This is a genomic window from Streptomyces sp. NPDC043952, from assembly GCF_056435325.1.
The window spans coordinates 1-18,131 of record NZ_JBWKES010000049.1 but is presented as its reverse complement, the minus strand read 5'-3'; the positions used below and the strand labels follow the sequence as shown (position 1 = coordinate 18,131).

The following is an 18,131-nucleotide window of genomic DNA, read 5'->3' as shown; positions in this document are numbered from 1 at the left end:
AAAACTGCCGGCTCACGGTGCGAAGGAGCAGCAGACCTGCCTTTCTGGGGCGGCTGTCACGCCGCGGCAGTCAGTTCGTCGGCCTCCGCGTCGCTCAGCCTCAGGGACGCCGCTGCCAGGTTCTCCTCCAGGTGCGCGACCTTGGAGGTCCCGGGGATGGGCAGGACGACGCCTGAGCGGGCCAGCAGCCAGGCCAGCGCCACCTGCGACGGGCTGGCGTGGTGGGCGGTCGCGATCCCGGTCGACCGGGCCGCCGGGGCGGGCCAGCTCGCCCGCGGCGACCGGTGCCCAGGCAATGAAGCCGATGCCGTGGCGGGTGCAGTACTCCAGAACGTCAGCGGAGCCGCGGTCGGTGAGGTTGTAGCGGTTCTGCACGGTGGCTATTTCCACGATCGTGCGGGCCTGCTGGATCTGGCCGACAGTGACCTGGGACAGTCCGATCGCGACGATCTTGCCCTCGTCCTGGAGCCTCTTCAGCTCACCGACCTGGTCCTCCAACGGCACCTTCGGATCGATGCGGTGCAACTGGAACAGGTCGATGTAATCCACACCGAGCCGGCGCAGACTCATCAAGGCCTGCTGGCGCAGGTACTCCGGGCGGCCCACCGGCGGCCACGCGGCCGGACCGAGGCGCACCAGTCCCTCGTCGGTTCTGATCACGTCGGGCCCGTTGCGGGTCAGCCCGGCCTTGGTCGCGATCAGCACGTCGTCACGGTAGGGATGGATCGCCTCTCGGATGATCTCCTCGCTCGCATACGGGCCGTAGGAGTCCGCGGTGTCGATCAGCTGCACGTCGAGTTCGACGGCGCGGCGCACCACACGCACGCACTCCTGACGGTCGTCGGGCTCACCCCACACCCCGAGTCCGGTCAGGCGCATGGCGCCGAAACCGAGACGGGCGACCTTCTTGCCAGCGATCTCGAAGGTGCCGGCGGCGTCGGAGAGCGACGCAGTCATGATCGGGATTCTCCTTCTTCCGCGGGATTGGCCTGGTCCGTCAGGACCACTTCCTGCTCGGCCAGTCGGCCGAGCAGGACCAGGGCGTCGGCGCTGGCGCTGCCGGGTTCCGCGCTGTAGAGGGACAGGTGCTGTCCGGGCGCGCTGGTGACGGCGAGTGCCTCGAAGTGCAGACGTATCTCACCCACCTGTGGGTGCCGGAAGTGCTTGTCTTCGTGCGTACGGGGACGGACCTCGTAGTGCGCCCACAGGCCCGTGAACGCGGGGCTACGCACGCTCAGTTCGCCGACAACCCGCTCGATCCGCTCGTCCTGCGGGAACTGCGAGGAGGACGCCCGAAGGTTGCCCACCGCGATCCGCGCCGCGTGGTCCCAGTCGGCGTAGAACTCGCGCGCGAAGGGATCGAGGAAGATCATTCGCAGCAGGTTGTCGTACCGGGCGAAACCTCCGTACAGCTCCCGCGCCATAGCGTTGGCCGCCAGCACGTCCTGCGCCGCCCCGACCACGAAGGCCGGCACTTCACGCATGCCGTCCATCAACCGCAGCAACTCCGGAGCGACGCTCGACGTGGCAGCCGCCGTCCCGAAGACGGACAGGCCCAACCGGAAGAGATGGGTCGCCGCCGCGTCGTTCAACCGCAGTGCCCCGGCGATCGCCCGCAGCACCTGCTCGGACGGGTGCCGCTCCCGGCCCTGCTCCAGCCGGATGTAGTAGTCCGTGCTCATCCCGGCCAGCAGCGCCACTTCATCCCGCCGCAGCCCCGGCACCCGCCGCGACCCGTCGTCGGGCAGGCCGACATCCGCCGGCGCGACCGCCGCTCGGCGGGCTCGCAGGTAGTCGCCGAGTTCGTTCACGCTTTCCATGACAGCCACGCTAATCGCGGCCGGACGCCGGGGCGTGGGTGCGCTGCACCCATCCGAGCACGACGGCCGAGCACGCATCCACGAATAGCCGCAGCACACCCTCCCACGCCCGCGGCAGCGCTCGTAGCGTCGGTGCTGTCTCTTCAGTCACCGCGCTCCGATGTCGCCTCTGCCGTCCTCATCCCGGGCAGGTCGAGGAAGTCGTCACGGCAGCCGTGACGACTTCCCCGACCTCACAACCGGAGTCCTTCATGCCCGAAGTATTCGCCAGCGCTGTCATCCCGGCCCGGGTCACCAAGGTATGGTGCGTGGTCCGTGACTTCGGTGGCCTGGCCACCTGGCAGCCAGCCGTCGCCGATTGCGTCCTGTCGGACGTACAAGCACCCGACCGCGTCGGTTGCGTCCGCACTCTGTCCATGGCAGACGGGAAGACCGTGGTGGAGTCCCTCCTGGCACTGGACGACCACGCACGGTCCCTGACCTATGGCATCGTCAGCTCCCCCTACCCAGTGCAGTGCTACCGAGCCACCATGCGGGTTCTGCCTCTTACCGCCACCGATGAGGCGTTCGTCGGTTGGTCGGTGAACTTCGACTGCGACCCGGCCCACGCCGACGAGCTTGCGAGAAACCTCCGGACCGACATCTTCGCAGCCGGACTGCGAGACTTGGCCGACCACTGTTACACACCGTGATCGACGGTTGGATTTCTACCACACAGCGCTACACGCCCGTTGGCTCCCTGAAACTCCCTGCTCCGTTGAACTCCGGACCGAGTGGGGCGACGAGTAGCGGCGCTGGCCGTTTTCAAAGATCCTCATCAGCAACGCACTGACCCAGCGCCACCCTGACCTGCGCAACGAGTTCTGCGACACGGTCCGCGCCCGCGGGCAGATGCCGGACAGCGAGATGCGGCTGGGCAAGCAGATCGTGAAGCTCAAGGAACTGCGGGCGGCGGACGCCGAGGAACTCGCCCAGCTCCGCGACGACGTCCAGGGTCTGCTCCGGGCCGTCAACCAGCTGCCTTGGAGAACCAGCAGCTGCGGACCGAGCTCACCGCGCCGCGCGGCCGCCTGCGGGTGCTGCCCGGACAGCCGATGCCTCCGTCCCCAGGCTGAGGCTGTGACGTTCAGGGGTGCTCAGGCGGCGACGCCGAACTCCTTGCGGGTCCGATGGATGAACTCGCGCACGGCCGGTTCCCGGCGCCAGGGGGCCAGAGCCGCGTTGAACTCGGCCACGTAGTCCTTGGCCCGGGAGGACTGGACGCGGGCGAGGATGTCGACGGACCGGTTGCCGAGTTCGAGGCCGTGGTCGAGGTCGCGGGCCTGGAGATGGGCGGTCCCGACGATGGCGAGCCGCATGCCGACGGACCGGGTGAACACCCCGGTCGGCATCGCGGCGGCCTGCTTGTTCCAGCCGAGGGCGGCCTTGGGGTTCTTCAGGTCGCGGAAGACCTCGGCGGCGTCCGCGGAGAGGCGGGCATAGTGATAGAAGTCGATCCACGCCGGCTCTGAGCCGCTGGAAGCCTCTGCCTGGCTCAGGAGGTCCTCGGATGCCGCGAGGGCCCGTGAAGCGGCCCTGGCGTCCTTCTGGCGGGCGTGGGCTCGGGCCTCGATGAGCTTGGTGAACGCCAGCACCCTGGGGGTGGCCTGCCCCTTGGCCCGCTCGAAAGCGCCCTGGGCCATGTCCACTGCCTCGGACGCGAAGCCCCGCATGAGGGTCTGCATGGCCATGGTGGTCAGCACATAGCAGCCCAGCTGCACGTCCCCGCCGGCGCGGGCGAGGCGGAGGGCCTGGATGAAGTGCCGCTGGGCTGCATCATGCTGACCGACATCGAATGCCGTCCACCCGGCGAGCCGGGACAACTCGGCGGTCACGGAGAAGAGTTCGCGGCCGATGTCGTCCGAGAAGCTGCCCCGCAGCAGCGGGCCCGCGCGGTGGTCCAGACAGTGCGTGACGGAGTTGGCCTTCCAGTTCCCGCCGCCGTATTTGGAGTCCCAGCGGCGGGCGTCGTCGGCGGCCTCGCGCAGTTCGTCGAGGTCGGCCCGACCGACCTGCCCGCCGCCGGTGTGATCGGCGGTCTCGTCGGCAGGGGTGACGAGCCATCGGGTGACGGGGGTGGTGAAGGCGGAGGCGGCGAAGCCGGATCCGGCCAGAAAGTCGCGGCGGTTCACGGAGCTCCAGAACGAAGTGGCGACGCGGACGGCGTCAGCGGGGTCTCGCGGGAAATCCAACCCCACATCCGCGTCGATTGTCTCCGCCTCGCCCATACCGATCTCGTCCAGGTAGACCGGCCGGCCGAGCCTCTCACCGATGGCCTGCGCCAACAGCGTCGGGACCGGCCACTTCGGCGTCATCCCACGGCGGCACCAGTTCGCCACGGACGTATGCGAATAGTCAGTCTCTATCCCGGCATGGTGGGCGAGCTGGTTGACGCGCAGAGCCAGGGACTTGTGGCTCGCGCCGCTGGCTTCGATGAGCCGGGCCAGGTCCGCGTTGGGCGGACGGGTCCGGCGGGTGGTCGATGCCACGACCTTCTCCCTTGCCGGCAGGCGGCACCATGCACGACTCGGACAGGCAGTTGAGCACGTATGTCTGTACTCGGTGGAGCACGAGGAATCCGTACTCGACTGGGGACGGAGAGTCGTACATGGTCCGCGGTGGGTTACTGACGATATTCCTCCTGGCCCGGCCGCGAACCGCCTTTGCGAGTTGTGAGCCCCCCTGCGAGCCCTCCCGGCGATCTTCGCGGGCGGCTGTGATGAGAGCCCAGGCCGCCGCCGGGACCGGAACAGATCTCCTTCCGGCGGCGGCCGCCGCCAAGGCATCACCACACTCGGGGGTGAACCAGATATGTGCGGAATCGCAGGGCTGGCCGGAGCGGATGCCGTCCGACACGAGCGCACGGTCGGCGCGATGGGCGCTTCGCAGGCCCACCGCGGCCCGGACGGCACCATGCACGCCGCTGCGGTCGATGGCCGGGCGGTGCTGGCCATGAACACGCTGCTGATCGTCGACCTGCAGGCGGCGCCGGGGCCCTACCTCGACCGCGAGAGCGGGGTGCTGCTGGCCTTCAACGGCGAGATCTACAACTACCGTCAGCAGGCGAAGGCCTGGGGCATCGCGCTGGGTCCTCGTGACACGGACGCGCACTTTGTGCTGCGGGCCTGGTCCAAACTCGGCCCGTCCTGCCTGGACGGGCTGGACGGCATGTTCGCCCTGGCGGTCTATGCCCCGCGGGCCGGGAAGTTGTTCCTGGCGCGGGACCGGCTCGGTGAGAAGCCGCTCTACTGGCGCCTGGACGGCGGCCGGCTTGCGTTCGCGAGCGAGGTCACCACCCTGACCGGCTACGGCACCGCCCCGCTGGTCCTGCGGCCCGAGGTGCTGGCGCTCGAGACGCCGGTCGGCGTCGACACCCCCTTCCAGGGGATCCAGCTGCTGGCCCCGGCCACCCTGCTGTCCTTCGATGTCGCCACCGGCTCGCTGGACCAGCACGTCTACTGGCGCCTTGAGGACCGGCAGCCGTTTCCCGGCACCTATGCCGAGGCCCTGGCGGAGTTCTCCGTGGTCCTGGCCGAGCAGGTTCCCCTGCGGGCCCCGGGCTGCGACTTCGCGCTCTTACTCTCCGGTGGGCTGGACTCCTCCGTGCTGGCCTACCTGCTGCGGCCGCCGGTCTGCGTCACCGTCCGCTACCGGGGACAGGACCGGCTGGATGAGTCCGTGATCGCCGCGAGGATCGCGGCCGACATCGGCGCCGAGCTCGTGGTGGTCGAGCCGGACCACCTCGACTTCGCCAAGGCCCTGCCGCACATGTCGTCCGCGCTCGACTACCCGATGGGCAACGCGTCCACGTTCTCCGAGTACATGGCCTACCGGAAGATCGCCGACCTCGGGCTGAAAGTCGCCATCGGCGGGCTGGGGCCGGACGAGTTCCTGATGGGCTACGTCCGTCACTCTCTGGTCCTGTTCGGCCCGGATGCCGTCCTGGCCGCGGGGATGGACGCCTACCGGCCGCTGGCCGCGAAGCTCATGCACACCGCCGGAGACGAGCTGGATCCGGCGGAGGCGGTGACCCGGCTCGTCCTGCGCGGTCCCGACTCCGAGGGGCGGATCCGCGACCTCATCGCCACGGTCATGGACAAGGCCGGCGGGGACCTGGCCCGCAGCCTTACCCTCGCCGACCTGGCCACGGCCTGGCGGCCGCTGGTGATGACCAGCGACAAGCTCGCCTCCGCCTACGCGCTCGAACGCCGGTCCCCCTACCTGGCCCGCGACCTGGTCGAGCTGTCCTGGCGGCTGCCGGCCGAGCACAAGATCGCCCATCCGGCCGAGGGCAAGCGGATCCTGCGGGACGCCGCGAAGGCCCTGGGCCTGCCGCGGGAGGTCTGGGGCAGCCGGGACAAGCTCGGCTTCGCCTCCCCGGTCCCCGCCTGGTTGAACGGGCCGCTGGCGGCCTGGGCGGACGCCCAGATCCACACCGCCCTGGCGGAGGCCCCAGCCGCGATGCGGCCGTTGCTGGAGGGCGGCTTGAAGCCTGGCGGGCGGTTCGACCGCACTCGGATGCAGGCCCTCATGGCAGCGGCCTGGTTTTGCGACCAGGCAGTGAGGGCTGCCGCATGACGATCCCCCGCCTCACTACGGTGTCCGGATGCACCAGGACACCACTGCCGACAGCCCGGCCACCGCCCGCGGAGCGGTCGCGATCATCGCCAACCGCCGCGGCGAACTCCTCCTCCACCTGCGTGACGACCTTCCCGGCATCGTCTGGCCGGACCACTGGAGCGTCCTGGGCGGCGGCTGCGATCTGGGCGAGGACCCGGCCGCCGCGATCGTCCGCGAACTCGACGAGGAAGCCGGCCTGGCCGTCGACGACCTCACCGAGCTGTTCGAGATCCGCGACCGCTACGGCTCCGGCCAGGTGATCACGTTCTTCACCGCTTCCTGGGACGGCGACGAGACCACGCTGCCCCTCGCGGAGGGCGTCAAGCTCCAGTTCTTCGCCCCCGAACACCTCGACATCCTCACGATCCCGCCGTTCATCCGCTACGGCATCGACCGCTATCTGGCCGCCCGGCCGACCTGAGCACCCCGCCCTCACGGACGGGGCCCAGGTGGGCCGCCAGGGCGGCCCACCTCGGAAGGAACCCCCGTTCATGAAGCTCACGGTGATCGGCTGCGGCTACCTCGGCGCCACACACGCGGCCTGCATGGCCGAACTCGGCCACGAGGTCCTCGGCATGGACTGCGACATGGACAAGGTCGCGATCCTGAACTCCGGCAAGGCCCCGTTCCACGAGCGTGATCTCGATGGGATGCTGGCCCGCCACACCGCCTCGGGCCGCCTGAAGTTCACCGCCTCCTACGCGCAGGCCGCCGCCTTCGGCGACCTGCACTTCATCGGCGTCGGCACCCCGCAGAAGCCCGGCGAGCACGCCTACGACCTCGACCACCTCTTCTCCGCAGTCCGACAGCTCGCGCCCCGCCTGAAGACCCCGGCCGTCGTCGCGGTGAAGTCGACCGTCCCGGTCGGCACCGCACCCCGCGTCCACGATCTCCTCCACGAGTTCGCGCCTGCCGGCGACCGGGTTGAGGTCGCCTGGAACCCGGAGTTCCTCCGCGAGTCGTTCGCCATCGAGGACACCCTCCGCCCCGACCGGCTCGTCCTCGGCTTCGAGTCCGAGCACTCCTGGGCCGAGGCCGTGCTGCGGCAGTGCTTCGAGAAGCTCATCGAAGCGGGGACGCCGACGATCGTCACCGACTGGGCCACCGCCGAACTCGCCAAGGGCGCCGCGAACTCCTTCCTCGCCACCAAGATCTCCTTCATCAACGCGATGGCCGAAGTCTGCGAGAAGTCCGGCGCCAACGTCGCCGAGCTCGCCGACATCCTCGGCCACGACATCCGCATCGGCCGCCGCGGAATGCGGCCCGGCCTCGGCTTCGGCGGCGGCTGCCTGCCCAAGGACCTCGCAGGCTTCATCACCCGCGCCGATGAACTCGACGCCGGCGAAGCCGCCGGCCTCCTCCGCGAAGCTGCCGCCGTCAACGCCCGCCGCCGCCAGCGCGTCATCGACCTCGCCCGCGAAGAACTCGGCACCGACCTGCGCGGCAAGCGGATCACCGTCTGGGGCGCCTCCTTCAAGCCCGAGACCGACGACATCCGCGACTCGCCCGCCCTCGCCGTCGCCCAGGCCCTCCACGACCTCGGCGCCACCGTCACCGTCACCGACCCCAAGGCTCTCGACAACGCCCGCAAGCTCCACCCCGAGCTCGACTACGTCGAGGACCCCATCGCCGCCGTCCAGGACGCCGACCTCCTCCTGCACCTGACCGAGTGGCCGCAGTTTTCCCACATCGACCCCAGGCGACTCGCCGCCCGCACCAACAGCCCCAAGGTCATCGACGCCCGCGGCACCCTCAACACCACCCAGTGGCGCGAGGCAGGCTGGATCGCCCGGGCCCTGGGACAGGTCTGAGTCCCTGGTCGTCCTCACGGGCCCACCCAGGCAATGTCCCCGGTCACGGGCCCGTGAGCCCCTTCCCCGCAACACCAGGAAGGGACAGAAAGGGACACGGCAGGAGCGGACTGGCCTCGCGAATGGCATCCGATCGGGGGAACGACGCACCAGGATGTTGTTCGTTGGCCCGGTCAAGGACGGCCCGAGCGAGGGAGATGCCGATGGGTCGGCAGAAAACCAACAAGCCGCGACGGCCAAGGCTGCCGAGACAGGAGCGGTTCATGGCCACCCCCACCGCAGGGGTTCATGGCCACCCCCACCGCAGGACTGACGTTCGACAGGCCCACCGGTTATGTCATGCCGATGATCCGAGCCGGGATGATCGAGGTCGAGCGCGAGGGGCGGCCGCGCAGGGAAGCCCCGGAGATCGCGGTCCTTTCCGACTGCCACAAGCAGTTCGCCCATGAGGGACTTCAGCGGCTCGTCATGGACCTCGCCTCCACGGCCGCCGAGGCGACCACCATGTTCGCCGAGCTGAGCCCGCTCAACGAGCTGGAGCTTTTGGAGCAGTTCTCCGCCAATCACGCCACCGACACCGCTCTCAACAAGTCTCTGCCGAGCGGGGACGTGGTCTGGGGATACATCCCCGCCATGCTGCGGCCCATCTTCGAGCCCGGCACGAAGCCCGGCATGGACGAGGTTCTGTTCGAGATCGACGGCAAGTACGGCTTCGCCACTTCCATGGACTTCATCGTCGCCCTCGCCTACTACGCAGGAGCCATCATCCGCCGCACGGCCGAGGTCACCGGGCGCTCAGTGGAGGACACGGCACTGCTGCTCGAAAGCCGAGCCAAGACGGCCTGGGCCGCGCTGGACGCCTACGACACGAGTGACTACATGACCCGGTAGTCAGCCGCCCGCAAGAAGCTCACTAAACTCCTACGCGAAAACCTCGCCACCTATCTCTGGGAAATCACCCACCCGGAGTGGGTGAGACTGTTCTGGCAAACCCGCAAACTCGCCAGAACCACCGCCATCGGAGAACTCCGGCTGTCCCACCTCCACGTCGAGCAGCGCAAGATCCGAGGACGTGTGCTCGACGTCGTCAGCTAGAAGCCCTCGCGCGCCCGACCAGATCCGAGGACGCCCCAAGATTTCAACACGCTGGACTTGACAGGGAAGTCGAGCGCGGCAGTCAGCGTCTGCTCACCGTTGCGTGTCTTGCTGCTGGTGGGGGCGTTGTCTCGTGAGGGGACATGGCGTCGGGACGAGCGGGAGTGAGCGGTGAGTTACTACGGCGGAGGTGGCCCTGACTGGGCGCTGATCGGCGCGCGGCGGCGGGCGGAGCAAGAGGCGTCGGCTGCTCGTTCGGGCGAGGCACAGTGGAAGGGACGGGCGGAGGAATTGGCCGCGCTGGTCTGTGAGACGGCTGACCGAGTCTGTCCGACTCATGCAGCAGGGGACTGCCAGTGCCGGAGGTGCTGGGAGGCCCGCATCGGTCAGATCTTTGGTGTCGGTGCCGCGCCCCGGCCTGGGTTCGCTGCTGGTGCGGGCCCGGCAGGTCCGTTCTGGGATCTTGTCAACAAGATCACGCGTGAGGCTGAGGGGCGCCGCAAGTCGACCTAGACGGGTCTCGCATCTCGGACAGCTGACGCAACACCGACGTCGGTCTGTTGGCAGGTGTGCGGCGACACGTCACCCGGGCGGCCGTGTGTCGTTACCCACTACGAGCGCTGAAGCGCTGCCGAGTCGCGGGAGGTATCGGGTGGTCACACTCAGCATCGAGTGCTTTTTGTTCGAGGTCGACGGGGTGAAGCACGAGGTGAGGCTTGATGCCCCTCTGCCCGCGCTGACGGGAGTGACCTCGTCGGGCAAGAGCACGGTGCTGGAATCGGTGTGGTGGGTGCTGGGGGTTGAGCATGCCAAGGTAATGGATGCCGTGTCGATGTGTAGCCGTGTCGGGTTCGTCGCCCGGATCGGTGGGGAGCTGTGGGAGGTCGTCCGCAGTACGGAGGGCCGGCAAGAGGACGTGGTCTTCGCACGTGGCACGTTGGGTATTTCGGAGCGTCATCCGGTCAAGCGCAGTGATTCACAGCGGTCGGCGGCCGATGTGTTCCAGGATCTGCTTGAGATCCCCCGGTTGGGCGCGGGACGTACGCGCGTGACCTTGGACAAGCTCGTGTCATGGTTCTACGCGCGCCAGCGCGACCTCCCGAACGTCTACCTCGGCGGGCAGAGCAAGGAGGAGCGCACGGCGGTGGGACGTGTGCTGCTGGGGGCCGACGACGAGAAGGTCGACGCGCTGCGCCAAGAGGACGAGGCCAGGACGAAGGAGTGGCGGTCGGCGAAGAACCGGATCAAACGGATTCTTCGTGAGCGGCAGGAGCGTGACCTGCCGTCCGTCGAGGACCTGCAGCGCCGCGGTGAGCAGTGGGCCGCGCAGCACCAGCAGGAGGCGTTGAAGGCGCAGAAGGCCGCGGCGGAGCTGAGCCGGCTGCAAAGCCAGCTCAGCGCCCTGGAGCAGAAGGTGGCCGCGGCGCAGGAGGCTTGGCGGGCCGCAGGCGCGGCGGCCGATGACCGTCAGCGTACGGCGCGGGTTCTGGAAGCGGCCGCGGCCGAGGCAAGGGGACGTCTGGCCGGGTTGCGGGAGGCAGCCTCCGATCCGAGCCTGTGTCCCAGGTGCGTACGGCCCTTGGATCTGACGGGGCTGTCGGAGGACGACTGTCCCGTGTGCCGGCGTTTCGACCCTGAGCGCCGTCAGCGTGCCGAGGAGTTCACGCGGCGGATGTCCCAGGCGCAGCAGGCCGCTGAGCAGGCGCGTGAAGCGGCCCGGCGTGCGGCGCAGGCGGCGGAGGAGGCCCGCGGACGGGTCACTGACGCCGACCGGGTTGTCGTGGAGGCGGCGGCCGCGGTGCGTGCGTTCACGCAGGATGTGATCGCGCCGCAGCAGCAGGTCGTGGTCGAGGCCGAAGCAGCGGCACGGGAGCTGGCCGCGCGGCTGGAGCAGAACGCGGAACACTTGCGTGAGGTCGCGGAGCTGACGGAACTACGCGAGCGGCTGCCTGAGCTGAAGAAGACTGCGGAGATCGCGAAAGCCGCTTACACCACCGCCCGCCAGGACACCGATCTGATGGTCAAGCAGGCGACCGACCGGTGGTCGCGTCATGCGCTGCGCCGACTGCGGGCGTGTGACCCCGAGGTCAACACGGTCTCCATCAGCGCGGAGGACTTCTCCGTCACCATCAACGGAAAGTCGTTCGACTCCCGGGTCGTTGCCGGGCACGCAATGACCCGCGCGAACGTCAGCGTCCTGCTGGCACTGCGCGATACCGCCCGGGAGGTGCCGGCCATGCCAGTCCCCCAGTTCCTGATCGTGGACGGCCCATTCACCGGCCTGGGCGACGGCCCGGAAGACCAGCGCAGCGCCAACGCGCTCCTCGATGGCCTCACCGACCTCGCCACCTTCGAAGATCCCTCGGGAGCTGGAGGACAGGTCATCATCGCCTGCAACGAACTCCGCGGCACACCGGGGCCGGCTGTCCGGGAGATCCGCACCAATCTGACCGATGGCGTGATCCCTGGCCTGCCCCCGCGCGAGACCAGCGCGGTCTAGGTGTATTCGCCCGCGTGCTGCCTCAGACGGCTGGATGGTGCGCTGTCCCCCGCGGTGAGGGAACGGCAGTCGGCTGACGCAGCTGGTCGGGGATGAGGTCGCCGTGGCGGTGCCGAAGGTAGGCGAGAGCCTGTTCTAGGGAAGGATTGTGGTCGATGCCGTTTTTGACGAACTCCAGCCGTTGCTTGGCTTCGTGCAGGATTTCGGACCAGGTGCGCACCCACACGCGAACGCTGGCGTGGTCGTACTGGGTTGGTTCGCTGTAGAGGCCTTCGGGCTTGTTGGCCTGGCGGACGGCGGGCTTGAGCCTGTCCGAGATCGAGCGGACGACCAGGTAGAAGTCCCAGGTGGTTTCGACGTTGGCGAAGCGCGGCTCCTTCAGGACAGCCTGCATGTAGTCGTCGACCTGGTTGGCCTGGTCACGGTCGGCGTCTACGGAAGGAGCTTTGAGCTCGATCACAAGGTGCCGTACGCGGTCGTGTTCATGGCTTTCTGCAGAGAGCATCAGGTCGACGCGCCGGGTTCCACCGTCGACGCCGCGTACGGGTCCGTCTGGTGTCGGGGTTTCCGCGCGGCGTTCGCGCGGGCCCCGTGCGCGCCCGCACAACGGTGGAGCGTGCACTCCACCCCACGCTTGACGGCGGCCGGTCGACAGGTCCGCTACCGGGCCAGCGTCACGGTGATCGGAGCGTTGGGGCACTGGTCGAGCTGGTCGGCCAAGGCCTCGCGCTCGCCCTCGTCGACGGTCAGGCCCCAACGGGCCTTGTCCGCCACCCAGTCCGATACGTACGTGCACCGGTAACCGGCAGCCTGCGGCAGCCACGTGGTGGGGTCCTGGTCCGCCTTCGACCGATTCGACGCAGCCGACACCGCGATCAACGCCCGCGGGTCTCCGAGGTCGTTGGCGTAGGCCTCCCGCACGGCCACGGTCCAGTCGTAGGCGCCCGAGTTGGCCGTGACACCGCCAGCACCACCATGCCGGACCGCCACCACAGCCTCACCAGCAGCACATCGACAGGCGGAAGAAAACAACACAGATCCCCACACTCAAGAGAAAAACGACCTCTAAGACGGCGTTTCTGATGGTGTGATCGCTCGTTGAGCCGTGCATGACGGATCTGGTGAGCGGTTGGTGCCGGACGAGTTGTGGACGCTGTTTCGGCGGGTGGTCCCGCCGACGGAGGTCACTCGCCCACAGGGTGGCGGCCGCCGCCGGGCCGGGAACCGCGAATGCCTGGCGGCGACCATCTTCGTGGCCACTTCGGGCTGTACTTGGCGGCAGTTGCCGCCGGTGTTCGGGCCGGCCTGGCCCACGGTCTACCGACGGTTCGCCCAGTGGAGCCGGATCGCGTGTGGGCCCGACTGCACCGCATCATCCTCGACGAACTCGGCGCTCGGGGTGAGCTGGACTGGTCGCGGTGCGCGATCGACTCCTCAGCGTCCGGGCGGCAAAAGGGGGCCACTGACGGGACCGAATCCGACCGACCGCGGCAAGCCGGGGCCGAAAATCCACCTCACCACCGACCGAAACGGCGTGCCGCTGTCGCTGGGCATCTCCGGCGCCAACCTGTACGACAGGGTCCGCCGCGCGCGAGGCGCCGTGTCGTTCGGGTTGGCCGTCCTGCTGCCGGTCAGATGACGTCGGCCTGCCCCTGATGCGGCTGTTCCAACTGTTGTTCCCGCTTGCGCTGCTCCATCCGGAGCGTCTCCACGTTCTCCGCGAACCGCTCCAGGTTCACCGCCGCGTCCGCATCCGCGTACGGCGCAATCCCCAAATCGAAGGCCGTGGCGTGCTGCTCTACCTGGTCGGCGGTCTGCTGAAGGTTGTATGCCCGCTCACGGAATTTGAAATAGCCCGTCACCGCGGTGGCGAATGCCAGGAAAGACCCCAACACGATCAGGATCGTCCCACCCGGCTGCGGGGTCTCCCAGAAAGCCGTAGTCGCTGTGGTCCCCACCGACGCGAAGAAAACCCCCCACTGGAACCAGTTGTGAATACTCCGGTAGAACCGTGTATCCCGCCGCAAACGATCTATCACCCGCGGTAGGTGCTCCCGGTAGCCGTCACGCCGCTCCGTCGTCGGGCGCGTCTTTGAGGCGTTCAGGATCCACTGGTCATGGATGATCTCCAGATCTCTGCGGAGCAGAAAAACGGACCTGACACCGTGTTCCTTGTCCTTCACCCGCAGGAAGAACCCGACCAGGAACACCACCACCAGGACCAGCACCACCGCCATGGTCACGATGTTGAACGTGCGCACGTCCGGCACGTCTTCGGGCCACAGGTTTCCCCACCCGAGCACTGCTAGAACCAGCGGCATCACCACAAGCGGCACCAGCCGAAGCCACCGCGGCAGAAGAGCCCTGCGGATACGGCGCTCCGTCGTCGCCACGTCCCGCCGGTAGGCGATAACACTGTTCGCGTACTCGTGCTGTTGAGCGGGCTCTAGGCTCCATCCGTACTCTCGTTTTGGGTCTTTGAGGGTTTCAATTACCTCTTCAACGAGGTCGCCCCAGGTGGAATCCGATTCTGCGAAAAATATATTCTCAAGTCGCACGTACCGTTTGCATCGGTCAGGTGCCTCAAACTCCCGGTGGAAGATGTATGCGCCGTCACCGTATCTGATCTGTCGGGCAATTTCAACAAATAGGGCCCATTTGAGTTCTTTCCTGTCGGTCTTCCAGGCGGCAGAGAGAATCGCGGCTACGCCCTCCCAGCTCAACGCGAATTCCTCTGGGGGGTGAGCATGTCGGCCTCGGACAGCCGCTGATCTTCGTATGCGAGGTGATGCAGGACAGCACCCACCCACGGTTCGTAACTGTCGGCGGTCTTGGGCTCGGGTTCGCGCGGCACGTCGGTAAGGCCGGACATCGCGGAGTGGCTCCCGGTCGAGGACGGCGGTGTGTGGTCGACGGCACGCTACCGCCGCCCCGCCTTCCAACAGGGGGTAACCCGCCTGCTGGGCAGTGGAGTTGACCACAACCGCTCCTAACGAGCTGGTGCGTGATAGCGGGTGAGGCGTGTTTGGCCTGGTCGTGGGCTGCTTTCAGGCGGTGACGGTGCGGTCGGAGACGAGGATGGCGATGGCGCGGTAGGTGTCGGGCAGGCGGTCGCGGCGGTGGGTCCAGCGGTCTTGCGCTGCAGCGGAGCGATCAACCGCCGCATAGAGGTCAGAGCCGACTCACGCGGCTCAGTTGGGACTGACCGCGCGTCACCATTGAACCGGTCAGCGCAGATTGCGGGTAGCCAGGCGCTGTCCGGCGGGATCAGTGACGATGAGGTTCCAGGCAGTCCCGTCGCCGTCGTCGCCGTCCCACCAGGTCGCGAACGCGTCGGCCAGCGTCCGGACCTGTGCCTTCACTGTCTCGGCGGTGTAGGTGCTGGCGAGTTCGACGTCGTAGTCCCGTTTGCCGAGGTGGACGAGGACCACTTGGCCGGCGTGCCGGGCCGGCTGGTCTTCTCCGTGCGCAGAGGCCCAGGAGCGGAAGCGGCTCGACAGGTCCGGGTCGGCTTCGCGGTGGGTCACCGGCCCGGCAGGCGGGTGGCGGTCCGGTCCGGCGCCCACCCCCTGCTGGCAGCCCAGTACCCAAGCTCCACGGTCCTTCTCCACGACATCGTGCGGCTGGGCCGTCAGAGATCGGCGTACGCAGCCTCCCCATACCACCTCGCGGACCGCGGCCCCCTTGCCACCGTCTTCGAAGATCCGTTTTCCCTCACGCCAGCCTGCTGCGTACGCCGCCGTGTACGCGTGCTCGGCAGTGGTGTGCGACGCGGAGGGCTCCGGCTTCGCGCTGCCGCTGCCGCTGCCGCTGCCGCTGCCGCAGGCAACGGTGGCTAGGCATAGGAAGGTTGCCGCAGCGATGAGTCTGACCGACCGTGCCCGTGAGGGTGCGTGCATGCCCCGTTTCCTCTCCCAACGTCTCCAGTGATCCGCGCAGTTAGAGCTGCATTGCGTTTCCTTGGTTCCCTTCTGGGATCTACTTTACGTTCGAGACGGGTTGTCGGTAGGGTCCGAGATCATCACACATAGGGCCGAACTGACCACCGCCCTTGTGTCATCTGCACCTGTATCAGCATGGGGGAAGCATGAGGTTGAGACGCAGCCTGGCCGCAACGGCCGCGATAGCGGCGACCTTCATATCGACCGCCGCGTGGGCAGACTCCACGCCCACTCCAGCAGCGTCACCGAGCACCTCGACTACCAGCCCGTCGCCGTCCGCCTCCTCTTCGACGGACATCTCGCCGACGGTTTCGGGCAGCACAACCGGGGCGCCCTCGACAGACACCGGGGTGCCCTCCACGCCCCACACGCCGCCGAGCGCCCCGGACACGCCCAACGCATCGCCGAGCGAGAGCGGTACCGCCGACGACGGCACACTGGCAGCGGAACTGGACGCGTTCTGGACCCCGCAGCGCATGGCGAAGGCTGTCCCGGTGGAGGAAGACCAGCCACAGCCGGGGCAGGTGACCCCATCCATCCGCAGCAAGGCCGTCACCCGTACGTCCCCCTCGCACACGTTCGAGGGCATCAAGGAAGTGGGCACATTCTTCTGGCAGGACAGCGACCTGAAGTACCGCTTCTGCGCCGGTACCGTCGTTCCGTCTCCGGGCAAGGACTTGGTGCTGACGGCGGCGCACTGCTTTGACAGCACCGACCAGCAGAAGAAGCTCGTGTTCGTTCCCCAGCACCATCAGGCCGACCCCAAGCCGTACGGGCTCTTCCCCATCCGTGTCGGGCAGATCTACGCCGATCCCCGTTACCTGCGCAAGGGGGGCGACCACGACTACACGGACCTCGACTTCGCCCTTCTGAAGACCGACCCCCGTTCGGATGGCAAGCAGGTCCAGGACGTGGTGGGAGCGATACCGATCGGCTACGGAACGGGGTACGACCACCCCAAGACCCGCGTCATCGGTTACCCCTGGCTCCCGGACGACGACGGCCAGTACAAGCCCCACCAGGATCCGCTGGACTGCACCTCACCGATGAAGAAGTTCACCACCGAGACGTCCGGCAGCTGGAAGGGTGGGAGCTTCTCCCAGATCGACTGCAAGGGCTACGTACGTGGCACTTCGGGCGGCCCGTTCATCATCGGTGGCGACGACCCCAAGGTCATCGGTGTGACCGGTGGGTGGCAGACCGGCGGCCACAGCGACGACACGTCCTACTCCTCGTACTTCGACAGCGACCTCAAGCGCATCTACGACGCCGCGGTGGCCGGGAGGAAGCCGGCGCCCGTCGTCCTGCCCGCCGCCTCGACATGGAAGCACGCCACGGACATCGCCTCCGGCTACTTCGCCTTGGACGGCCCGGTGTCCGACGACCGCATGGACATGTTCGTCATGTGGTCGGACGGCGAGCTGACGATCTACCGAGGAGCAGACAAGGGCCTGAACTACTTCGACAAGGAGATCAGGGTCCAGAAGCCCAACAAGCTGTGGGCAGACCACGCCAAGCAAGTCGTAGCCGGAGACTTCACCGGTGACAACGGTTCCGACCTCATCGTGGTGTGGACGGACGGAGAAGTCACACTGTATCCGTCGGTGGACGAGAAGGGCTTCCACGGCGAGCAGCAGATCGTCGCACCCAACGAGACGTGGAAGCACGCCACCACGGTGACCGCCGGCCGGTACGGTGGAAACAAGTGGCAGGACGACCTCGTAGTGCGCTGGTCCGATGGCGAACTGACGCTCTACCAGAACACGGGGACCAAGCTCGGCAAGGAAATCAAGGTCGTCAATCCCAACAAGCTGTGGACCCATGCCGTCGAGATCGGCTCCGGTGACTACACACAAGGCGACACCTGGGATCTGGTCGTCCGCTGGTCTGACGGCGAATTGACCCTGTACGACGACTTCACCGGCACCGGTGACACCTGGGGTGAGCACAAATGGAAGGCCCCCAACGACCTTTGGGAACACGCCATGCTCGTCACCGGCGGTGACTTCAGCGACAACCCATGGCCAGACGACACACTTGTCCGATGGTCGGACGGTGAACTGAGCCTGTACACCGAGGGAAACAAGCCCGGCATCGGCGCCGAGCACCAGCTCGTCGCTCCCTGAACCGGTCCCTTACGGCGTGCTCCGCGACCGCGCCGGTCGCGGAGCACGTCATCCGCTCTTGTCGCGCTAACCCCGTCCCCTTCTCTAAGAACTCCTAACGAAATGATCTTCGGGGTGATTGGATCACTGCGGGACTGGTGATCTGGGGGTGTGGGGTGGCTCGGCCGAAGCCCTGGGAA

General features: G+C 67.8%; 14 protein-coding genes and 3 pseudogenes. 8 read left to right on the top strand and 9 right to left on the bottom strand.

Translation table 11 applies throughout. From position 1 onward, the window contains the following. Positions 1-56: 56 nt before the first annotated feature. A pseudogene (locus AC069R_RS31990) lies at positions 57-957 on the bottom strand (aldo/keto reductase). Next, complete coding sequence (locus tag AC069R_RS31985) at positions 954-1,820, bottom strand: helix-turn-helix domain-containing protein (protein WP_478770216.1); 867 nt, start codon at positions 1,818-1,820, stop codon at positions 954-956. The pseudogene AC069R_RS31990 and the gene AC069R_RS31985 overlap by 4 nt, the downstream one beginning before the upstream one ends. 251 nt (positions 1,821-2,071) lie before the next feature. Here AC069R_RS31985 and AC069R_RS31980 point away from each other — a divergent pair, with 251 nt between their 5' ends. Further along, positions 2,072-2,512, top strand: coding sequence for an SRPBCC family protein (locus AC069R_RS31980; protein WP_478770215.1), 441 nt, complete (start codon positions 2,072-2,074; stop codon positions 2,510-2,512). Between the two features lie 444 nt (positions 2,513-2,956). On the opposite strand, the gene AC069R_RS31975 is transcribed toward AC069R_RS31980, so the two are convergent. After that, positions 2,957-4,348 (bottom strand): sporulation protein, encoded by a 1,392-nt coding sequence (locus AC069R_RS31975; protein ID WP_478770214.1) that lies wholly within the window; start codon positions 4,346-4,348, stop codon positions 2,957-2,959. Between the two features lie 385 nt (positions 4,349-4,733). Between AC069R_RS31975 and AC069R_RS31970 the strand changes: the two genes are divergently transcribed. The 5 genes from AC069R_RS31970 (at position 4,734) to AC069R_RS31950 (ending at position 11,885) form a co-directional block, all read left to right on the top strand. Further along, complete coding sequence (locus AC069R_RS31970; protein ID WP_478770213.1) at positions 4,734-6,437, top strand: asparagine synthetase B family protein; 1,704 nt, start codon at positions 4,734-4,736, stop codon at positions 6,435-6,437. Between the two features lie 28 nt (positions 6,438-6,465). After that, positions 6,466-6,900: an NUDIX domain-containing protein gene (locus AC069R_RS31965; RefSeq protein ID WP_478770212.1), complete on the top strand. Its 435-nt coding sequence runs from the start codon at positions 6,466-6,468 to the stop codon at positions 6,898-6,900. Between the two features lie 70 nt (positions 6,901-6,970). Continuing rightward, entirely contained in the window at positions 6,971-8,290 is a 1,320-nt protein-coding gene (locus AC069R_RS31960) for a UDP-glucose dehydrogenase family protein (protein ID WP_478770211.1), read from the top strand. Between the two features lie 288 nt (positions 8,291-8,578). Further along, positions 8,579-9,181 (top strand): hypothetical protein, encoded by a 603-nt coding sequence (locus tag AC069R_RS31955; RefSeq protein WP_478770210.1) that lies wholly within the window; start codon positions 8,579-8,581, stop codon positions 9,179-9,181. An 856-nt stretch (positions 9,182-10,037) separates the two neighbouring features. Further along, positions 10,038-11,885: a hypothetical protein gene (locus tag AC069R_RS31950; RefSeq protein ID WP_478770209.1), complete on the top strand. Its 1,848-nt coding sequence runs from the start codon at positions 10,038-10,040 to the stop codon at positions 11,883-11,885. Between the two features lie 22 nt (positions 11,886-11,907). On the opposite strand, the gene AC069R_RS31945 is transcribed toward AC069R_RS31950, so the two are convergent. After that, on the bottom strand, positions 11,908-12,390 hold the full coding sequence (locus AC069R_RS31945; RefSeq protein WP_478770208.1) for a hypothetical protein: 483 nt from the start codon (positions 12,388-12,390) through the stop codon (positions 11,908-11,910). A gap of 155 nt (positions 12,391-12,545) precedes the next feature. After that, a complete protein-coding gene (locus AC069R_RS31940; protein ID WP_478770207.1) occupies positions 12,546-12,875 on the bottom strand; it encodes an HNH endonuclease family protein in 330 nt (109 codons plus the stop codon). A gap of 115 nt (positions 12,876-12,990) precedes the next feature. On the opposite strand from AC069R_RS31940, the pseudogene AC069R_RS31935 reads away from it, so the two are divergent. Then, positions 12,991-13,461, top strand: a pseudogene (locus AC069R_RS31935) (IS5 family transposase); the annotation flags it as partial. Positions 13,462-13,516: 55 nt separating this feature from the next. On the opposite strand, the gene AC069R_RS31930 reads toward AC069R_RS31935, so the two are convergent. The 4 genes and pseudogenes from AC069R_RS31930 to AC069R_RS31915 all read right to left on the bottom strand — a co-directional run bounded on the left by AC069R_RS31930 (position 13,517) and on the right by AC069R_RS31915 (position 16,172). Beyond that, positions 13,517-14,608, bottom strand: coding sequence for an SLATT domain-containing protein (locus tag AC069R_RS31930; RefSeq protein ID WP_478770206.1), 1,092 nt, complete (start codon positions 14,606-14,608; stop codon positions 13,517-13,519). Between the two features lie 324 nt (positions 14,609-14,932). Continuing rightward, positions 14,933-15,016, bottom strand: a pseudogene (locus AC069R_RS31925) (transposase); the annotation flags it as partial. Between the two features lie 96 nt (positions 15,017-15,112). Continuing rightward, positions 15,113-15,496: a hypothetical protein gene (locus AC069R_RS31920; protein ID WP_478770205.1), complete on the bottom strand. Its 384-nt coding sequence runs from the start codon at positions 15,494-15,496 to the stop codon at positions 15,113-15,115. Positions 15,497-15,956: 460 nt separating this feature from the next. After that, positions 15,957-16,172 carry a hypothetical protein gene (locus tag AC069R_RS31915; RefSeq protein ID WP_478770204.1) on the bottom strand — a complete coding sequence of 72 codons (216 nt, stop codon included), beginning with the start codon at positions 16,170-16,172 and terminating at the stop codon, positions 15,957-15,959. 4 nt (positions 16,173-16,176) lie between these two features. On the opposite strand from AC069R_RS31915, the gene AC069R_RS31910 reads away from it, so the two are divergent. After that, the gene (locus AC069R_RS31910; protein ID WP_478770203.1) at positions 16,177-17,952 is read left to right on the top strand and encodes a trypsin-like serine peptidase; all 1,776 of its coding nucleotides are present in this window, start codon (positions 16,177-16,179) and stop codon (positions 17,950-17,952) included. The last annotated feature ends 179 nt before the right edge of the window (positions 17,953-18,131 follow it).

Excerpts from the sequence above, each read along its gene's own strand:
- AC069R_RS31985 (WP_478770216.1), bottom strand. The coding sequence starts at position 1,820 with ATGGAAAGCGTGAACGAACTCGGCGACTACCTGCGAGCCCGCCGAGCG.
- AC069R_RS31980 (WP_478770215.1), top strand. The coding sequence starts at position 2,072 with ATGCCCGAAGTATTCGCCAGCGCTGTCATCCCGGCCCGGGTCACCAAG.
- AC069R_RS31970 (WP_478770213.1), top strand. The coding sequence starts at position 4,734 with ATGGGCGCTTCGCAGGCCCACCGCGGCCCGGACGGCACCATGCACGCC.
- AC069R_RS31965 (WP_478770212.1), top strand. The coding sequence starts at position 6,466 with ATGCACCAGGACACCACTGCCGACAGCCCGGCCACCGCCCGCGGAGCG.
- AC069R_RS31960 (WP_478770211.1), top strand. The coding sequence starts at position 6,971 with ATGAAGCTCACGGTGATCGGCTGCGGCTACCTCGGCGCCACACACGCG.
- AC069R_RS31955 (WP_478770210.1), top strand. The coding sequence starts at position 8,579 with ATGGCCACCCCCACCGCAGGACTGACGTTCGACAGGCCCACCGGTTAT.
- AC069R_RS31945 (WP_478770208.1), bottom strand. The coding sequence starts at position 12,390 with ATGCTCTCTGCAGAAAGCCATGAACACGACCGCGTACGGCACCTTGTG.